At 70.0% G+C, this 16,410-nt stretch carries 18 protein-coding genes; 4 read left to right on the top strand and 14 right to left on the bottom strand.

Going from position 1 to position 16,410, the window contains the following annotated elements; genetic code table 11:
• Window positions 1-248: 248 nt before the first annotated feature.
• Entirely contained in the window at window positions 249-1,181 is a 933-nt protein-coding gene (locus tag NKJ07_RS17085; RefSeq protein WP_318567994.1) for a spondin domain-containing protein, read from the top strand.
• A gap of 98 nt (window positions 1,182-1,279) precedes the next feature.
• Here the strand turns inward: NKJ07_RS17085 and NKJ07_RS17080 are convergent, their stop codons facing one another.
• Both NKJ07_RS17080 and NKJ07_RS17075 read right to left on the bottom strand, forming a co-directional pair.
• The gene (locus tag NKJ07_RS17080) at window positions 1,280-2,533 is read right to left on the bottom strand and encodes a YihY/virulence factor BrkB family protein (RefSeq protein ID WP_318567993.1); all 1,254 of its coding nucleotides are present in this window, start codon (window positions 2,531-2,533) and stop codon (window positions 1,280-1,282) included.
• 81 nt (window positions 2,534-2,614) lie between these two features.
• The gene (locus tag NKJ07_RS17075) at window positions 2,615-3,736 is read right to left on the bottom strand and encodes a tRNA (guanine(26)-N(2))-dimethyltransferase (protein ID WP_318567992.1); all 1,122 of its coding nucleotides are present in this window, start codon (window positions 3,734-3,736) and stop codon (window positions 2,615-2,617) included.
• Between the two features lie 152 nt (window positions 3,737-3,888).
• Here NKJ07_RS17075 and NKJ07_RS17070 point away from each other — a divergent pair, with 152 nt between their 5' ends.
• On the top strand, window positions 3,889-4,917 hold the full coding sequence (locus tag NKJ07_RS17070; protein ID WP_318567991.1) for a deoxyhypusine synthase: 1,029 nt from the start codon (window positions 3,889-3,891) through the stop codon (window positions 4,915-4,917).
• Between the two features lie 15 nt (window positions 4,918-4,932).
• On the opposite strand, the gene prs is transcribed toward NKJ07_RS17070, so the two are convergent.
• The 12 genes from prs to NKJ07_RS17010 all read right to left on the bottom strand — a co-directional run bounded on the left by prs (window position 4,933) and on the right by NKJ07_RS17010 (window position 15,136).
• The gene (gene prs, locus NKJ07_RS17065) at window positions 4,933-5,799 is read right to left on the bottom strand and encodes a ribose-phosphate diphosphokinase (protein WP_318567990.1); all 867 of its coding nucleotides are present in this window, start codon (window positions 5,797-5,799) and stop codon (window positions 4,933-4,935) included.
• A 72-nt stretch (window positions 5,800-5,871) separates the two neighbouring features.
• A complete protein-coding gene (locus NKJ07_RS17060; RefSeq protein WP_318567989.1) occupies window positions 5,872-6,702 on the bottom strand; it encodes an HVO_0234 family beta-propeller protein in 831 nt (276 codons plus the stop codon).
• Between the two features lie 135 nt (window positions 6,703-6,837).
• The gene (locus NKJ07_RS17055) at window positions 6,838-7,236 is read right to left on the bottom strand and encodes a hypothetical protein (protein WP_318567988.1); all 399 of its coding nucleotides are present in this window, start codon (window positions 7,234-7,236) and stop codon (window positions 6,838-6,840) included.
• Between the two features lie 146 nt (window positions 7,237-7,382).
• Window positions 7,383-8,081 carry a bacteriorhodopsin gene (locus tag NKJ07_RS17050; RefSeq protein WP_318567987.1) on the bottom strand — a complete coding sequence of 233 codons (699 nt, stop codon included), beginning with the start codon at window positions 8,079-8,081 and terminating at the stop codon, window positions 7,383-7,385.
• Window positions 8,078-10,399, bottom strand: coding sequence for a methyl-accepting chemotaxis protein (locus NKJ07_RS17045; RefSeq protein ID WP_318567986.1), 2,322 nt, complete (start codon window positions 10,397-10,399; stop codon window positions 8,078-8,080). The genes NKJ07_RS17050 and NKJ07_RS17045 overlap by 4 nt, the downstream gene beginning before the upstream one ends.
• A 202-nt stretch (window positions 10,400-10,601) precedes the next feature.
• Window positions 10,602-11,369 (bottom strand): Nif3-like dinuclear metal center hexameric protein, encoded by a 768-nt coding sequence (locus tag NKJ07_RS17040; RefSeq protein WP_318567985.1) that lies wholly within the window; start codon window positions 11,367-11,369, stop codon window positions 10,602-10,604.
• 55 nt (window positions 11,370-11,424) lie between these two features.
• On the bottom strand, window positions 11,425-11,550 hold the full coding sequence (locus NKJ07_RS17035) for a hypothetical protein (RefSeq protein WP_318567984.1): 126 nt from the start codon (window positions 11,548-11,550) through the stop codon (window positions 11,425-11,427).
• A gap of 112 nt (window positions 11,551-11,662) precedes the next feature.
• Window positions 11,663-12,490 carry an arginase family protein gene (locus tag NKJ07_RS17030; RefSeq protein WP_318567983.1) on the bottom strand — a complete coding sequence of 276 codons (828 nt, stop codon included), beginning with the start codon at window positions 12,488-12,490 and terminating at the stop codon, window positions 11,663-11,665.
• 13 nt (window positions 12,491-12,503) lie between these two features.
• Window positions 12,504-12,884 carry a translation initiation factor IF-5A gene (locus NKJ07_RS17025; protein ID WP_318567982.1) on the bottom strand — a complete coding sequence of 127 codons (381 nt, stop codon included), beginning with the start codon at window positions 12,882-12,884 and terminating at the stop codon, window positions 12,504-12,506.
• Window positions 12,885-13,013: 129 nt separating this feature from the next.
• Entirely contained in the window at window positions 13,014-14,084 is a 1,071-nt protein-coding gene (locus tag NKJ07_RS17020) for an aminotransferase class I/II-fold pyridoxal phosphate-dependent enzyme (protein ID WP_318567981.1), read from the bottom strand.
• Between the two features lie 90 nt (window positions 14,085-14,174).
• Window positions 14,175-14,648, bottom strand: a complete 474-nt coding sequence (locus NKJ07_RS17015) for a DUF6691 family protein (protein WP_318567980.1) — start codon at window positions 14,646-14,648, stop codon at window positions 14,175-14,177.
• Window positions 14,645-15,136, bottom strand: coding sequence for a YeeE/YedE family protein (locus NKJ07_RS17010; RefSeq protein WP_318567979.1), 492 nt, complete (start codon window positions 15,134-15,136; stop codon window positions 14,645-14,647). Before NKJ07_RS17010 ends, NKJ07_RS17015 begins: the two co-directional genes overlap by 4 nt.
• A gap of 302 nt (window positions 15,137-15,438) precedes the next feature.
• Between NKJ07_RS17010 and NKJ07_RS17005 the strand changes: the two genes are divergently transcribed.
• Complete coding sequence (locus tag NKJ07_RS17005) at window positions 15,439-15,684, top strand: sulfurtransferase TusA family protein (protein ID WP_318567978.1); 246 nt, start codon at window positions 15,439-15,441, stop codon at window positions 15,682-15,684.
• A 10-nt stretch (window positions 15,685-15,694) separates the two neighbouring features.
• Complete coding sequence (locus tag NKJ07_RS17000) at window positions 15,695-16,267, top strand: DsrE/DsrF/DrsH-like family protein (protein ID WP_318567977.1); 573 nt, start codon at window positions 15,695-15,697, stop codon at window positions 16,265-16,267.
• Window positions 16,268-16,410: the final 143 nt, after the last annotated feature.

Below are 16,410 nucleotides of genomic sequence, written 5' to 3'. Positions count from 1 at the left end.
TCGTCGCCCCGGCGGTGGCGTCTGGCGGCCCGCCACGAGTCGTCGGTCACGGTCACCGGCGGGCTGCCTTCGCGCGGCGGGAACGACGAGAGCGTGTTCTTCGCGAGCGTCCGCCGCAACGGCTCCCGAGGGACGCGGGAGTCGAGTCGAATTTGGGAGAGAGTCCCCCCGAAGTCGAGGGTCATTGTATAAGAAGTTTGAAAAATTTTCATGCGGAGACGTCGCCACGTCCGGATCGTGAGTCAACGATGACCGACGACGGTACCAGTGCCCCGAACAGGCGACGCTTCTTACGACTCGGTGGCGGCGCGCTACTGGCCGGCCTGGCCGGCTGTGCCGGCGGGAGCGGTGGCGACACCACCCCGACGGAGTCGGCGATGACCGAGTCAGGAACGAGCGGCACCGAGATGAGCGACGGGCAGATGACCGAGTCGGAGATGACCGACGCCGACATGGACGGCGAGGGGATGACCGAGTCCGGGATGGACGACCAAGAGATGACCGAGTCGGAGATGACCGACGGGCCGATGGACGGCTCGGCCGTCCAGCGTTTCCGGGTTCGGATCGAGAACGTCTCGACGGGGAGTACGATCCGGACGATGGAGGCGAGCGTGGCCGTCCCCCTCTCGCCGGGGCTGTTCGCGGTCCACACGGAGCCGGGCGTCCTTTTCGAGCGAGGCGGGGCCGCGAGCGAGGGGCTCGAACGGCTCGCCGAGGACGGGATGCCCGGCAGGCTGGCCGAGTCGCTCGGCGGGATGGAGACGGCGGCGGCCAGCGCGGCGTTCGACACACCCGCGGGGGCCGCCTCGGCCGGTCCACTCGCACCCGGCGACGCCTACGAGTTCGAGATCGAGGGCGGGCACGACGCACGGCTCTCGTTCGCGACGATGTTCGTCCAGTCGAACGACCTCTTCTACGCGCCCGATCCGGCGGGGATCGCGCTCTTCGCGGACGGCGAGCCGATCGACGGCGACGTGACCGAGCGGGTGACGCTGTGGGACGCCGGAACGGAAGTCAACGAGGAGCCGGGGACGGGCCCGAACCAGGCACCGCGACAGTCCGGCCCCGACACGGGCGACGAGGAAATGGCCGGCGTCAGACCGATCGCCGAGGTGGACGACGGCTTCAGCTACCCCGCAGTCGCGGACGTGATCGACGTAACCGTGACGCCGCAGGGCTGAGACCGGGCCGGCCACGCCGGTCGGTCACGTCGATCGAACGAGACGAGGAAGCAGCGCCGCGGGGCGCGGGCGAGACGAGCGGTGATCGAAGGGGAGACTCAGCTCCGGCGGTCACGCACCGCGTCGGCGGCCTTGCCGGGGACAGAGAGGACGTTGAACCCGATCCCGACGATGAGAAAGAGGGTGTACAGTCCCAGCGTGGAGAGGAAGAGGACGAGCATGGCGACGATGGCCCAGACCCCGTCGAGGAAGAAGAAGGCCCCGAGCGTCATCACCGTTCCGTAGAGGAGCACGAGGTACGGCCCCCAACCGCGGGCCTTGCCGCGGCGCATCCGACGGCGGACGTAGCGTTTCAGCTCCGCCTCGACGTCCGCCTTCGGGAGCGTCCGGTCGTCGACGTCCCGTTCGAAGTCGTCGAGGTCGGCTCGCAACTCCTCGACCCGATCTTCGAGTTCGGAGATGTCGGGTGCGCCGCGCGGTTCGATGGTCTCGTGCCGTTCTGTCTCGCCCTCGCTCATTTCCGTCGATCTGTCACGTCGGTCTCCCGGGTGTTGTACCTGCCGGTCCCGGTTCTCGTCTCCCCCGCCCGTCCGGCCGCCCGTGACGGCGTTGATGACCGCACCGGTGAGGATGAGGATGCCCGAGAGATAAAACCACGTCATCAGGAGGAGCAGCGCGCCGAGCGCGCCGGCGACGCTCCCGCCGACCTCCTGGGCGTAGATGCCGAACCCCGTGCCGAGGACCGACCAGCCCACCGCGGCGAACACCGTCCCCGGGAGCACCTCACGGACGGTGACGTCGGCGTCCGGGAGGATGTAGTAGAGTGGGAGGAAGGCGACGACGAGCGTTCCCAGGAGGAGGAACGGCCCGAGCAGTCCGACGACGACGGAGTCGATCACCGCGATGAGGCTCCCCAGCACCAACACCCCGGCGACCCCGACCCCGATCGACGCGAGTGCGGCCGCGCCGTCTTTCAGCTGGTCGACGATCCCGCGCGCGGCGACGGCGTAGATCCGACCGAACGCCGTGTCGAGTCCGCGGAACACTTTGAGCGCCCCCCAGACGGTCAGCAGCAGGCTCAACAGACCGAGCCCACCCTGTGAGGTCTGGTTGCCGAGCGCCTGGGAGACGAGCCCCTCACCCGCCGGCAGGTTGGCGCGGACGAAGGCCATGACCCGTGCGCTGAACGTCTCCCCGCCGACGAGCGCGGCGGCGACGAGCGCCAACACCAACAGGGGGACGAGCGAGACGAGGATGTAGTAGGAGATGCTCGCCGCGAGGAACGTCACCTCCTTGTCGCGGACCGTGTTCACGACGGCCCGTGCGGTCTGCGTCCGAGAGAGCGTGGACATCGTCGGGCGAGCTTTCAATCCGCCGATACAAGAAGACGACGCCTCCGGCCACCGACGCACCGGGAGAGACGCCCGCCGCGCTCAGAACAGCTCCGCCGTCGCCGCGCGGATCTCGGCGACCGTCGCGGGCGTCTTCAGCGCCGTCCCGTGGTAGTGGGCTCGGGAGGCGTCGTGGCCGGCGTGGTGAAGCGCGCCGACGAACTCGTCCATCCCGGGGGCAGGGACGCCCCACTGCTTGCACAGGCGATGTTGGTCGTAGTGGGTCGGTGCGTCGACCTCCGAAGCGAGCGTGTCGAGCAGCGACCGGGCCGCCTTCGCCTCGCCCATGTCGTCGGTCACGCGCTCGCGGACCGCGCGGGTGAACGCGGCGTCGCGGACCGCTCCGAGCCAGATGGGGCCGGCGGTCCGGACCGACGACCCACAGGCCGGGCAGTCGACCGGTGGGTGAGCGACGAGCCCGAACTCGTGAGTGCGGTGGAGGCAGTCGTCACAGTGGTGGACGTAGCCCAGCTCTTCGACGGCGGCGTCGGCGCTCGTCGCGCGGTGGTCGAGTTCGAGATACGTCCGCGCGTAGTGGCGCGTCACGTGCGAGAGGACGGGGACGGCAGCGGTGTCGTACCGCGCCGCGGTACGGACCAGCGCCGACAGGAGGACACGCAGCCCCATCTCGGCGTGGTACTCCGTGTTCTGCGGCACCGTGGCGTACTTCCGAACCCCGGAGTTGCGGTGTGCGCCACAGAGCGGCGCGGTGTCGGTGGCGGTGACGCAGACGAGGTCGCGCGTGGTCGAGAAGGCGCTGTCGACGAACGGCATCGGCGTGCCGAACGGGTCGATGTCGACGACGTCGAACGGCCCCTCCTCGTGCATGAGCGCGTTGACGTCGCGGTTTGCGACCCGCCCGTCGACGCCGTTGCGCGCGAGGTTCGCGTCGGCGAGCGCGACCGCGTCGGCGTCGACGTCCGCGCAGGTGACGTCGTACCCCTCGACCCCGGCGCGGACCCCCCTGATCCCCGAGGCGGCCATCGCGTCGAGATACGACGTCGCCCGGGGGTCGCGCTCGCGGTAGGCGCGCAAGACGGCGACGGTGACGTCGCGGTTGAGTTCCTGCGTGGGGTTGAAGAAGACGCCGTCGCCGCTGCCCTCCGACGCGCCGTCGCGTGCCTCGGGCACGTCGATCTCGACGCCTCCCTCGGTGACGAGCATACCATCACTCCCGCAAGCGGGCCGGAAAGCGGTTCTGATCCGCGGCCGGGGAGACTCGGACCCCTCGCGACAGGGGAGGCGGCCGCCGCCCGTCGCACGACCGATCACGGCGGACCGGGAGCTTCAAACGCCGCCCCCGCACACGACCGAACATGACCGACCACGCCGACGAGAGAGAGACGTTTCAGGAGGACCCGATCGGTCACACGCGCGTCCGGGCGGGGATGACGGTCGGCGAGCTGGTCGCCGAGTACGGCGAGGCGGGCATCGGTGCCGCCGACGTCGAGCGCGCGGTCGACATCTACGCCGAGATGCTCGACGAGGACGTGACGAACTTCTTCGGCCTCGCCGGCGCGATGGTGCCGACGGGGATGCGGCAGGTCGTCACCGACCTGGTCCGCGACGGACACATCGACGCGCTGGTGACGACGGGGGCGAACCTCACCCACGACGCCATCGAGGCGGTGGGAGGCAAACACCACCACGGGAGCGTCGGTCCGCACGACCACCGCGTCGAGGAACGGACCGACGCTCCGACCGAACGGGACCACGACGAGCGGCTGCGCGACGAGGGCGTCGACCGCATCTACAACGTCTACCTCCCCCAGGAGCATTTCACGCTGTTCGAGAACCACCTCCGGGCGAACGTCTTCCCCGCGGTGGAGCGCACCGTCACCATCCAGGAGTTCACGCACGAACTCGGCCGAGCGAACCTCGAACAGAACCGCGAGCGAGACGTGGACGAGGACCCCGGCATCGCCGCCGCCGCATACGACTGCGACGTCCCGATCTACGTGCCCGCGATCCAGGACTCCGTGCTCGGTATTCAGGCGTGGATCTACGGCCAGACCTCGGAGTTCGCCCTCGACGCGCTCGGCGACATGACCCACCTCTCGGATCTCGCGTTCGCGGCCGACTCCGCGGGCGCGATGGTCGTCGGCGGCGGCGTCCCGAAGAACTACGTGCTCCAGACGATGCTCACCGTCCCCGACGCGTACGATTACGCCGTCCAGCTGACGATGGACGCCAGTAGTACAGGAGGGCTGTCGGGCGCGACACTCGACGAGGCGCGGTCGTGGGGGAAACTGGAGAAGTCCGCGCGCAACGTCACCGTCGTCGCGGACGCGACGATCACCCTCCCGCTCGTGGTGGCCGCCGCGCGCGAACGGACCGGAGAGTAGCCGCGACCCGACCGCTCAGAGCGCGTCCGCGACGACGGGGGCGACGCTGACCGCGCTGACGTCGCGTTCGAGGGTGTCGGTGCCGTACACCCGTTCGACGCCCGCGGCTTCGAGCCGCGTCCGCGCGCTGCGCGCCAACAGCGGGTGGACGCAGGCGGTGAAGATACGCGCCGCGTCGCGCTCGCGGAGGACGGCCACGGACTCCGCCATCGTCGACCCCGTCGCGACGATGTCGTCGGTGACCACGACGTCGCGGCCGGCGACGTCGGCGTCGGAGGGTTCGACGGTCACCTCGGTGCCCGAGTGACGGGTCTTCTCGAAGTAGTCGGTCTCGCCGCCGCCGTAGGCGTCGCGGACCGCGTCCGCGATCTCGGTCGCGCCGTCGTCGGGCGCGAGAAACAGCGGCTCGCGGAGCGCCGCGTCGAGCGCGTGCAGGGGGACAGCGAGGCGTCCAGCGGCCTCGACCACGTCACAGGGAACGTCGAAGAAGTCGCGGATCGACGCCTCGTGAGGCGTGACGAGGACGACCCGGTCGGTGCCGGTCGAGACGGCGCGGGCGACCGCCCGCGCGGAGACCGGGTGGCCCGGCTCGAACGCGCGGTCCTGCCGCCCGTACCCCATGTACGGGACGACGGTCACGACCTCGTCGACGCCGGCCTCGCGGAGGGCGTCCTGGAGCTGGAGCAGTTCGACGTACGCGTCGTTCGAGGGCGTCGCGGCGACGACCACCGCCCGGTCCGGCGATGCTTCGGCGACGGGGGGCACCGCGGCGAACGTCTCACCGTCCGGGAACCGGTCGAACTCCGGGACGGCGAGGGGTTCGTCGAGGAGGGTCGCGAGCGACGCCGAAAGCGCCTGCGACCACGAGCCTGGCACGATCATGTGCGTTGTGACTCCGCGGTGGCTTAAACCCGTTTTCGTCTCCCGGCCACCGGAGTCGGCCCGCTCGGAGGGTCAGGGGACGGCGACGCCGCCGACGTCGCGGAGCCCGAGCGCCTGCGTCCGCGGGCCGTCGCCGGCGTCGACGAAGAACTCCCCGTCGGCGGTCACGGCGCAGACGAAGCCGTCGCCGTAGGCGAAGCCCACCGGCTCGCCGTCGGGCGCGATATCGTCCTCGGCGGCCTCCCACGCCCCTCGGTCGGTGCCTACCTGCCGGAGGACACCCGAGACGCCGGCGGCGTGCGCGCGATCGCCGTCGACCGCGGCGTCGACGACGCTCCACGGGCCGTCGTCGATCGTCATCCAGCCGTTGCCGAGGTAGAACAGGCCGTCGTCCGTCGCGGCGAACGGTCCCGCGGCGGCCACGTCGGTGACCGCCGAGAGGCCGGCGGGGCGGAGGCCGTCGCCGCCGAGGCGGACGACGCCCCCGTCGGTCGCGACGAGGCGACCGTCGACGGCGCGGCCCCCCGCGACGGTTCCGACCGTGCGCCACGGCGTCGCGTCCCCGTCGAGGGGAGCTTCGAAGGAGAGCGTGCCGACGCGGCCGTCCTCGCCGAGGGCGACGACGCGGTCGTCGGTGAGGCCGACACACGCGGCGGGGCCGAACCCCGTCGGCTCGTATCCCGGCGCGAGCAGGACGTCCTCGTCGGTCGCGACGGCGATCCGCCCGTCCCGTCCCGCGACGTCCCGCGCGGTGCAGCGGTGGTCGATGCGGAACCCCCCGATGCGGTCCCCCGAGACGTCGACCGCCACGACGCCGACCCCGGTGGCGACGAACACCTCCGTCTTGCCGGCTTTCGATGAAAAGACGCGCTTTTCGTCGATGGAGATGTCGTCGTCGGTCATACCTGGGCATCGGCTGTCGGGTCTCAAAGGGTTTCCGCCCGGACCGCGCGGGCCTCGCGGTAACCGCGGCTCCCGTGGTCGGTCAGCCGAACCCCGCGGTTCGTTCCGGCGCGGCTTGCCGCCGACCGCGCCGGCTCACAGGAACTCCCGGACCTCCGAGTACCACATGTCGTGGTGGTCGACCCGCCCGACGCCCTCGGCGACGTCGACCGCGAGCGAGTGCCAGCAGCGCTGGTCGGGGTCGTCCGGCGCGAGGTTGTACTCGGCGTCCTTGCAGGTGCACTGGCCGTCCTCGACGATGTACTCGTCGTCGTGGCCGACGACGACCGTGAAGTCCTTGTACTGCTTGACGCGCCCCTCGGAGACGGCCTCGATGGCCTGCTGTCCGCGACTTCCGTGCGTGGAGACGATAGCGTCGACGATGGCGGGCGTGAGCCGCCCCGTCGCGGCGAGTGCAGCGCGCCAGTCCGTGGCCGGGTCGGGTGTGGCGTCGCTCTCGTCGCCGTCCCCACGGTCGTCGTCGACGCCTGTCACGGCACGCGGTTTGCCCGATGCGAACAAAAGGTGTTCGGTCAGTTCGACGTGAGAGGTGGCGTCGAGACACCGCGGCCCTCCGAAACGCGGCGAACCGACCACCCCCTGCGTTCAGGACGCGGCGCGAACAGACCGCCGGGTCCCGTTCAGTCGGCGTGGGACGTGCGTCCGTCGAGCCGAACGGCCTCCAGCGCGTCGAGCGCGCGGTCGCCGTTGACCGCCATGACGACGAAGCCGACCTTGCTGATGAAGTCGAGGTAGACGACGACGACGTTCTCGGTCGCCGGGAGGAGGAGTCCGAACCCCGACCCCGAGAGGAGCCAGACGACGGGGTAGAGGCTCCAGAGGACGACCGTGAGGTTCCGGAGTTTGGTGAACGTGACGACGCACTCCTCACGGAGTGCGACCCGTCGCGGGACCGTGACGAGCAGGAGGTAGACGAGCGCACAGAACGCGAGCGTCGCGACGCCGAAGGCGGCCGCCGCGGCCAAGCCGTCGAGGACGTCGGCCGCGACACCGCCGAGGATGACCACGACGTCCGCCCCGACGAGCGCCGCGTACAGCCGGGTCCCACACCGTCCCAGGAGGCCGAGGTACAGCACCATCAGCGGCGTCGTCAGGAGCCAGTCGACGTACCGGGCGGCGACCAGCTCCGTCCCGCCGACGCGCAGGCTCCCGAGGCCGAGCGCCATCACGACGTACGCGACGGCCGCGATCCCGGTAATGGCCGCCAGGAGCGCGTAGTACGAGCGGTTCTCCGGATCCGTGACGAGCCGCCACAGCGGCGGGAGCGTTCCGACCACCATGCCCACCGCACCGACCCAGAGCCAGATCGTGTGGTTCATCGCCCGTCACCCCCCGTCTCGCGGTCGTCCGTCCGGGACCAACCGACCCCGCTGTCGCCGTCGTCGGTCGTCGCCCCACCGTCGGCGGCCGCGACGGATCCCGGGTCGGCCCCGTCGCGAACCGGCAGCGCGGACGTGTCGGTGGTCGCGCCGTCGCTCACCGTGAAGTCGTCGAGGACGCTTCCGAGGGAGGTCGCCCGGCGGGCGAGATCCTCGGCAGCGTCGTTGACGGCCGTGAGCGTCGCCGTCTGTTGTTCGGCCGCGGCCGCCACCCGCTCGGCCTCGGCGGACGTCTGCTGACCGATGCCGGCCACCTCGTCGACCATCTCCGTGGCCGAACTCGCCGAACTGGCCTGCGAGTCGGTGGCGTGGTTGATCTCGCGGATGCTCGAATCCGTCTCGTCGACGTGTTCGACGATGCGTTCGAGCGCGTCGATCGCCTCCTCGACCGTCTCGACGCCCGCCGAGAGCCGTTCGGTCGTGTCGTGCATCCCCTCGACGGTCGCGGCGGTCCGCGCCTGGATCTCCTCGATCCGGCCTTCGATCTCCGTCGCCGACGCCTGCGTCTCCTCGGCGAGGTTCTTGATCTCGTCGGCGACCACGGCGAAGCCGTCGCCGCCCTCTCCCGTTCGTGCGGCCTCGATCGACGCGTTCAGCGCCAGCAGGTTCGTCTGCCTCGCGACGTTCGTGATCACCTCGACGATCTCGCCGATCGCCTCCATCTCGCGGTCGAGCGCCTCCAGTTCCGTTCGAGTCTGGGCGGTCTCGCGTTCGACCGCGTCCATCTCCTCGATAGCGTCCTCGGCGGCGTCGCGGCCGTCCGCGCCGGCGCTTGCGGCCCGTCTCGAGGTCTCGGCCGCGCTCTCGACCGTGGCGGCGATCTCCTCGGCGCTCGCAGACAGCGTGTTCATTTCCCCGGCGACCTCCTGTAAGCGGTCGGACTGCCGGGCGGTGCCGTCGGAGATCTCCGCGACGGAGTCGGTCACCTCGGCGCTGGCCTCGATCACCTCGTCGGCGCTGGCGTCGACCTCCTCGCTGGCGGTCGAGACGTGGGCGGCGAAGTGTTTGACGTCGCCGAGCGTCGCTTCGAGTTCGTCGAGCATCCCGTTGAACGCCGTGCCGATCTCCGTCATCGCCCGGTTCTCGCTCTCTGGGTCGACCCGGCGGGTCAGGTCCCCCTCTGCGACCGTCCGCATCACCGAGCCGTAGGCGGTCGCCTTCGACTCGATGTGGTCGTTTCTCGCCTGCGTCTCCTCGATCGTCTCCCGGAGCGAGTCGCGCATCTCCCCGAACGTCCGGTAGAGCGTCCCGAGTTCGTCGCGGCGGTCCGTCTCCATCGAGACGCTCAGATCGCCCTCCGCCATCGCCGTCGCCTTGCCGGAGAGTTCGCGCAGAGAGATGACCGTGTTCGACCCGACCGTGACGCCGACGAGCGCGAGCGAGACGACCGTCAGGAGGATGAGTCCGAGGATCTGTGAGGTGACCTGCGTCCCGAGCGCGAGCGCCTCGTCCTCGGGAGCCATCACCAACACGGTCCAGTCGACCGACTCCATCGGGGCCGCCGCGACCAGCGTGTCGCCGTGGTCGGCGTACGTCCGCTCCCCGACGACCTCGTCGGCGCGCCCGTACTCCGTCATGATCCGGTCGCCGTCGGGGTGGGCGATGAACTGTCCCTCCGGGTCGAGGACGACCGTGCGCCCGCCGTCAACGGCGGTGGTAAACGACTCGGTCCGCTGGGCGAAGTTCACCATGTAGACGACCGCCCGGTCCGGACGGTCGGGGACCGGCGAGACGACCGCGACCACGGGGAAATCGACGACGGGCACGCGGAACGGGGCCGAGACGAACGCGTCGTTCGGCCCGTCGAACGCCATCGCGCCCGCTCCCTGGGCGAACGGTGCGCCCATCTCACGGGGGCTGACCCCGATCAGTTGCTCGTTCGAGGACGTGACGATCCGGCCCGTGTCGACGTCGTAGTAGTGGATCGCCACGACGCCGTCGGGGGCCTTCCCTTCGCTCACGATGTCATCGACGTGCGACCGGATCCGGGCCTCGTCGCCGCTGCGGAACACCGGGTGGTCCGACGTCACCGCGGTCTGTTTCTTCACCGCGGACAGCCACGTGTCGAGGTCGGCGCTCCTGACTTCGGCGGTCGTCGTCAGTTCCCCCTCGACGTCTTCCCGTAGCTCTTCGGCCGTCTGGACGTGGACGATCGCCCCGAATCCGACGGTGAGCCCCACGACGGCGAGGAGCGCGACTGCGAGCTTCGCCGCGTAGCTCCCACGGATCCGGTCGACGAGTTCGGACGCTCCGTTCATTGAGTGCTGTCGGATCCAAGCGAACGGCTCGTATAACAGTTCACCCCCGAGTATCGGACGCGAGAATCGATGGCGGAGATGGACGGTCCGGCGGGGACGGCGACGGGGTCGGTCGTCCGTCACGGCTGCCGTCGGCCACGCTCGCCACCCGCAACGGCCGCGCCGGGCGGAGCCGACTACCGAGCGTGTCGACGCGGGGCGCTCACAGCCCGGTTGGGTGTTCGACGTACGTCGTCTCTAGCCCCCAGTCCGCGGCGAGCCCTTCCAGCGCCTGCACGCCGAACGTCTCCGTCGCGTAGTGGCCCGCGAGGAAGACGTTGCACTTCGCCTCGCGCGCCTGGTGGTACGCCTGCTGTTTCCCCTCGCCGGTGACGAGCGTGTCGACGCCGGCCGCGACCGCCTCGTCGAGGAAGTCGACGCCACTCCCGGTGACGATAGCGACCTCCTCGACCTCCGGGGGCCCGAACGACAGCAACCGGGTTTTCGTGCCCCCCTGTGGCAACTCGTCGAGGCGCGCTCGCAGGTCGGGCGCCGACGTCGGCGCCGAGAGAGTTCCCCGCTGACCGACCGGTTCACCGCCGATCGTCGCGAACGGCTCGCGGTCGGTCACGCCGAGGAAGTCCGCGAGGCCGGCCGCGTTGCCCAACTGCGGGTGGCCGTCGAGCGGGAGGTGCGAGACGTACAGCGCGAGATCGGCCTCGACGAGGCGGGCGATGCGGTCGTACGTCGGCCCGGTCACCCGTTCGATCCCGCCCCACGAGAGCCCGTGGTGAGTGACGAGCACGTCCGCACCCGCCTCGGCCGCGGCGTCGATCGTCGCCGTCGCCGCGTCGACCGCCACCGCGACGTGTTCGATCTCCCGTGCCGCGTCGGGGCCGACCTGCAGTCCGTTGGCGCTGGCGTCGACGTCGGCGTACGCGTCGGTCCGAAGCCGCTCGTCGTACCGCGCGACCAGTTCGGTGAGTTCCATACCTCGCCCGTCGGCGGGCAGGCGTTTGTATCTGTATCTCTCACGGGGAACCGATTCACACGCCGAGCAACCGCGCGAGGCCGCCGACGAGGGCCACGAGCGTGCCGCCGACGAACGTGCCGGGGATCGGGAGGGCGAACAGGACGACGCCGAGCGCGAGGACGAGTGTCGATGTGCGCATACGTTTCGTGAGGAACCAACGAAAGGGAAGGCTTCTGCTTGCAGTCGCGCCCGGCTCGCCGCCGCGGTCAGCCGTCGGCGGTCGCCCAGTCGCGCCCGGCCCGCCGCCGCGGTCAGTCGTCCGCGGTCGCCCCGTCGCGCGCGGCGTGCTCGTAGACGAACTCGCGGAGGAGCTTCCCGCCGAGCGCCGCGGCCTGGCCGTCGTCGCGGTCGTTCACCTCGACCACGTCGCAGCCGACGGCGAACGGGGCGACCGCTCGCACGACGTCGCGCATCGTCGTCGCGGAGAGCCCGAACGGCTCCATCGTTCCCGTTCCGGGGGCGACGCTCGGGTCCGCGCCGTCGATGTCGACGCTGAGGTACGCCGCGCCGTCGACGCCGTCGAAGTCGGCGACCCACGCGGGCACGTCCTCGGGCGGAACGACGGTCACGTCGTCGGCCTCGGCGCGCTCCCACTCCTCGGGGGAGCCGGTCCGTGCGCCGAGGATCACGGCCTCGTCGGCCACGTCGAGGACGTGCCGCGTGACGCAGGCGTGACTCCACTCGTTGCCGTCGTACTCGCGTCGGAGGTCGAGGTGGGCGTCGAGGCAGACGAAGACGTCGGGGTCGGTCGCCCGCACGCAGGCGTCGCTCACCGTGTGTTCGCCGCCGAGCAACAGCGGGACGGCGTCGTCGCGGACGACGTCGCCGAGTTCCCCCGAGAGGAAAGAGAGATACTCCTCGGCGTCGTCCCACGCGTGGACGTCGCCCGCGTCGGCGACCCCGAGCTCGGTGAAGCGCTGGCCCGTCCGGTGGTCGTAGTCGTCGTACGTCCGGGCGAACGTTCGCACGCGGTCGGGGCCGAACCGCGTCCCCGGCTGGAACGTCGTCGAGACGTCGAGCGGCGCGCCGACGACGACGTAGTCGGCGTCGTCCCGGGCCGTGGTTGCGCCGGGGAACATGCGTCTCGAACCGCTAGGACCGGACGATCTTCCGCTGTCCCTCGTACTCGAGGAACTCGATCTCGTCGTCGGAGCTGACACTGACGCCGTCGGGGATGCGCATCGTGAACGTGTCGTAGGTGTCGAGGTCCATCACCTGCATCTCGCCGCTCGAGACGGAGAGGACCTGGCCGCCCTTGCGCTCGATGATCGGCACCCACACCTTCGCGTCGACGGGCTGGGATAGCGATCGCTTCTTGCTGTCGAAGACGCCCTTGCCCTCGATTCGTGCCTTGGCGCTCCCGTGCTTGCCGGGCTTGGCGGTCGAGTACGCGTTGATCTTACAGGGCGAATCCTCCATCATCACGTAGCTTCCTTCCTGGAGTTCCCGGACCTGCTTCTGCTCTTTCGCCATACTCGTGCGTTCTTTCGAGGGCAGTATAAACCGTTTGGAACACCGCCGTGGCGTCGGTGTCGCTCGCGGCCCGGACCGAACAGGCTCCCGTCGGGTCGTTCGACGGTGTCCGTCCGGATCGCTCGCCAGTCACCTCGCGTTCTCGACGACCCGTCCGACGCGCGTGAGTCCCTCGCGGAGTTCCGCCGTGGGGAGGCCGAAACCGATGCGGAAGTAGCCGGGGAAACCGAAGGTGTTCCCGGGTGCGAGCACGACCGACGCCTCCTCGACGACGGCTCGACAGAACGCCTCGCCGTCCGCGAACGCCGCTGGAACCTCGACGAAGCCGTTGACGCCGACTGGGTCGTGCCACGACAGGCCGTGGTCGGCGAGCCAGTCGGCGACGATCGCGTGGTGCTCGCGGACGAGCGCGCGGTTCTCGCGGAGGATCGCCGCCTCGCGGCGGCCGAGCGCCTGCCGCGCGACGTGCTGGCCGAACGACGACGGCGAGATGGTCGTGTAATCCTTCCACCGCCAGGCGTCGTCGACCACCGTCTCCTCGCCCGCGAGCCAGCCGAACCGGGTGCCTGCGAGCCCGTACGCCTTCGTGAGCGACGTCGTCGACAGGCCGTGTGGCCCCATCGACGCGACGGGCGGGAGCGGCTCCTCGGCCAAGAGTCGGTACACCTCGTCACAGAGGAGGTACGCGTCGTTGTCGGCCGCGAGGTCGTACAGCGCGCGGACGGTCTCCGCGGAGTGGTACCGCCCCGTCGGGTTGTTCGGGTTGTTGAGCACGATCAGCCGGGTGTTCGGTTCGACGGCATCGGCGACGGCGTCGACGTCGAGTCGCCAGTGAGGCGGGTCGAGGTCGACCGTGGTCACGGAGCCGACCGCGCGCGGGACCGCGTGGAGCGCCTGGTACGTCGGCGTGACGCAGACCGCGTGGGAGTCCTCGTCCACGAGCGCGAGGAACGCGAGGAAGTTGGCCTCCTGGGTGCCACAGGTACAGAGCACCTCGTCGGCCGTGCGGTCGTAGCGTTCGGCGATGGTCTCGCGCAGCGCGGGGTCGCCGTTCGTCGGGATGACGTAGCCGAGGTCCCCGGGGTCGGTGTCGAACCGGTCGGCGGGAAGCGACCGGATGCCGGACTCGGCGAGCATGATGTCGGCGTCGTGTTCGTACTCGGCGAACCAGCGTTCGAGGGCGAAGGGCGCGATCTCCATGGCCCTGAGTCCGAGCGGGGCGTGCAAAACCCTTCGCGTGGCCGCGGACGCGACAGCGCCGGCCCGAGCACGGCGGGACGCCCGCGCGCCTCAGTCGCCCGTCGTGACTGCCTCGCCCGAGACGCTCGCGCGCCGCGAGCGCCAGTAGCCCTGGGCGTACGCGCCGAGGAACATCCCCGCGATGGCCCAGAGGATGGGGAGGTTGCCGATGCCGACGCTGGCGTACGCCGCGCCCGGACAGATCCCCGAGACGCCCCAGCCGACCCCGAAGACGACGCCGCCGACGGCGACGTTGCGGTCCATCGACTTCACCCGACGGCCGTACGTGTCGCCGGTCAGCGGCGCGCGGTCGAGGAAGCGCGTGGCGGCGAAGAAGGTGATCCCCGAGACGACGGCCGCACCGCCCATGACGAAGACGAGACCGAAGTCGTCGAACTGGAGGAAGTCGAGGACGACCTCGGGCCGGGCCATGCCGCTGTACGCGAGGCCGAACCCCTGGATCAGCCCCCCGAGGACGACGAGCGGCATGAACAGCGGGTGGCGGTCGGTCGAGTCGGCGCTCATGGGGTCACCCCCAGCGCCGCAACGACCGCTGCGGTGACGATCGCGACGCCGACGAACAGCACGACGTTCACGAGCGACGTGCGGGAGGCCGATCCGAGCCCGCAGACGCCGTGCCCGGCGGTACAGCCCTTCCCGATGCGCGTGCCGATCCCGACGAGGATGCCCCCGCCGAACAGCCGCCACGGCTGGACCTGGGTCGTGAAGACGCCGGGATCGAGGAGCAGCCCCCACACGGCCGCGCCCGCGACGATGCTGAGCGCGAAGACGACGCGCCAGTCGCGGGAGGCGACGAACCGGGGCTGGTTCAGCCGGGAGAGGTTCGAGACGTACGAGAGCGTCGTCTCGAGGAACGTGCTGTTGCCCGGGATGATGGCGGTCCCGAGGTAGATGACCGCGATCCCCGCCGCGACCATGACCCCGCCGACGAGGTACTGGGTTACGCCACGGGGGAACAGTTCGGCCGCCAACTGGAGGGCGAGCCCGTTCATCGTGGCCCCTCCTGGGTCGGCGTTCGGTACCCACCGGTTCGCGTCGACACGGCGTGCATCATTCGAGCAAGTCTTGTACACGTGTTACAATAAGAGTTCGGATGTCGGACGCACCGGTGGCGAGCCGTTCACCGCCCCTTTATCGGCCTTTTGACGCCTATGATGGCGTCTTTGTCGGCAGAGGTGGACCAGGCATCGGCTCTCTTCTCGTGTTTTCCAGGAATTAGTTGTGTATATATTGGGCACTACAAGCGATAGACTTTTTATCCTCGCTCCGGTACGAACGGTGAGGAACACTACAGATGAGCTCGAACATCGACGTGACCGAGACGCTCGACGTGACGGGACAGAACTGCCCGATGCCGGTGATCAAGACGAAACAGGCGGCGGACGAACTGGCCGCCGGCGACGTCCTCGAAGTGGTCGCGACCGACTCCGGGAGCATGAGCGACATCGCCGGGTGGGCCGGCTCGACCGACGGCGTCGAACTCGTCGACCAAGTCGAAGGCGACGGCGTCTACACGCACTACGTCCGCAAGACGGAGTGAGTGATCCGAGATGAGCACTGACACACCACCACAGGCGGACGACACCACGAACGCCGACCTTCGGGCGCGGATCGACGAGCTCGAAGGGGAGCTCGCGGAGCTCAAGACCGCGGTCGAAGAGGGCCCCAAGAAGATGGTCATCATCGCGACGAAAGGGACGCTCGACATGGCGTACCCGCCGCTCATCCTCGCGTCGACCGCGGCGGCGTTCGGCTACGACGTCACCGTCTTCCACACGTTCTGGGGGCTGGAGATCCTCCACGAAGAGCACGCCTCGAAGCTGAAGCTGAGTTCGGTCGGCAACCCCAACACCCCGATGCCGAACGCCATCGCGGCGCTCCCGGGGATGGACGAGGTGACGTCGCGGATGATGCGCAAGCGCATCGCCGACAACGACGTCGCCACCGTCGAGGAACTCGTCCAGCTGTCGCTCGACAGCGGCGTCGACCTGCAGGCGTGTCAGATGACCATCGACCTCCTCGACTACGACGAGGACGACTTCTTTAGCGGCGTCACCGTCGGCGTCGGCGCGGCCACCGCCTTCCAGGAGATGGTCGAAGCCGACATCCAACTGCTGGTCTGACCGCCGCTCCGGGAGTCGCTCACCGACGGTTTCGTCGGTCGTGAACACGCCGCACGCGGACCCGAAAACGGCCGTTTTCGCCCCACCAGCCGTCGCTTCCGCCGAGGAGCCGCAGGCCTTGCCGTAACTACGGGTTATAAGAT

Source organism: Salinigranum marinum (genome assembly GCF_024228675.1).
Classification (GTDB): Archaea; Halobacteriota; Halobacteria; order Halobacteriales; family Haloferacaceae; genus Salinigranum; species Salinigranum marinum.
This window is presented reverse-complemented; position numbering and strand designations above follow the sequence as displayed.

What these genes read in the sequence shown, in the direction of transcription:
- NKJ07_RS17035 (WP_318567984.1), bottom strand. Translation starts at nt 11,550, where the DNA reads ATGCGCACATCGACACTCGTCCTCGCGCTCGGCGTCGTCCTGTTCGCC.
- NKJ07_RS17075 (WP_318567992.1), bottom strand. Translation starts at nt 3,736, where the DNA reads ATGCTCGTCACCGAGGGAGGCGTCGAGATCGACGTGCCCGAGGCACGC.
- NKJ07_RS17020 (WP_318567981.1), bottom strand. Translation starts at nt 14,084, where the DNA reads ATGGAGATCGCGCCCTTCGCCCTCGAACGCTGGTTCGCCGAGTACGAA.
- NKJ07_RS17010 (WP_318567979.1), bottom strand. Translation starts at nt 15,136, where the DNA reads ATGAACGGGCTCGCCCTCCAGTTGGCGGCCGAACTGTTCCCCCGTGGC.
- NKJ07_RS17045 (WP_318567986.1), bottom strand. Translation starts at nt 10,399, where the DNA reads ATGAACGGAGCGTCCGAACTCGTCGACCGGATCCGTGGGAGCTACGCG.
- NKJ07_RS17040 (WP_318567985.1), bottom strand. Translation starts at nt 11,369, where the DNA reads ATGGAACTCACCGAACTGGTCGCGCGGTACGACGAGCGGCTTCGGACC.
- NKJ07_RS17050 (WP_318567987.1), bottom strand. Translation starts at nt 8,081, where the DNA reads ATGAACCACACGATCTGGCTCTGGGTCGGTGCGGTGGGCATGGTGGTC.
- NKJ07_RS17060 (WP_318567989.1), bottom strand. Translation starts at nt 6,702, where the DNA reads ATGACCGACGACGACATCTCCATCGACGAAAAGCGCGTCTTTTCATCG.
- NKJ07_RS17080 (WP_318567993.1), bottom strand. Translation starts at nt 2,533, where the DNA reads ATGTCCACGCTCTCTCGGACGCAGACCGCACGGGCCGTCGTGAACACG.
- NKJ07_RS17085 (WP_318567994.1), top strand. Translation starts at nt 249, where the DNA reads ATGACCGACGACGGTACCAGTGCCCCGAACAGGCGACGCTTCTTACGA.
- NKJ07_RS17015 (WP_318567980.1), bottom strand. Translation starts at nt 14,648, where the DNA reads ATGAGCGCCGACTCGACCGACCGCCACCCGCTGTTCATGCCGCTCGTC.
- prs (WP_318567990.1), bottom strand. Translation starts at nt 5,799, where the DNA reads ATGATCGTGCCAGGCTCGTGGTCGCAGGCGCTTTCGGCGTCGCTCGCG.
- NKJ07_RS17005 (WP_318567978.1), top strand. Translation starts at nt 15,439, where the DNA reads ATGAGCTCGAACATCGACGTGACCGAGACGCTCGACGTGACGGGACAG.
- NKJ07_RS17000 (WP_318567977.1), top strand. Translation starts at nt 15,695, where the DNA reads ATGAGCACTGACACACCACCACAGGCGGACGACACCACGAACGCCGAC.
- NKJ07_RS17030 (WP_318567983.1), bottom strand. Translation starts at nt 12,490, where the DNA reads ATGTTCCCCGGCGCAACCACGGCCCGGGACGACGCCGACTACGTCGTC.
- NKJ07_RS17070 (WP_318567991.1), top strand. Translation starts at nt 3,889, where the DNA reads ATGACCGACCACGCCGACGAGAGAGAGACGTTTCAGGAGGACCCGATC.
- NKJ07_RS17025 (WP_318567982.1), bottom strand. Translation starts at nt 12,884, where the DNA reads ATGGCGAAAGAGCAGAAGCAGGTCCGGGAACTCCAGGAAGGAAGCTAC.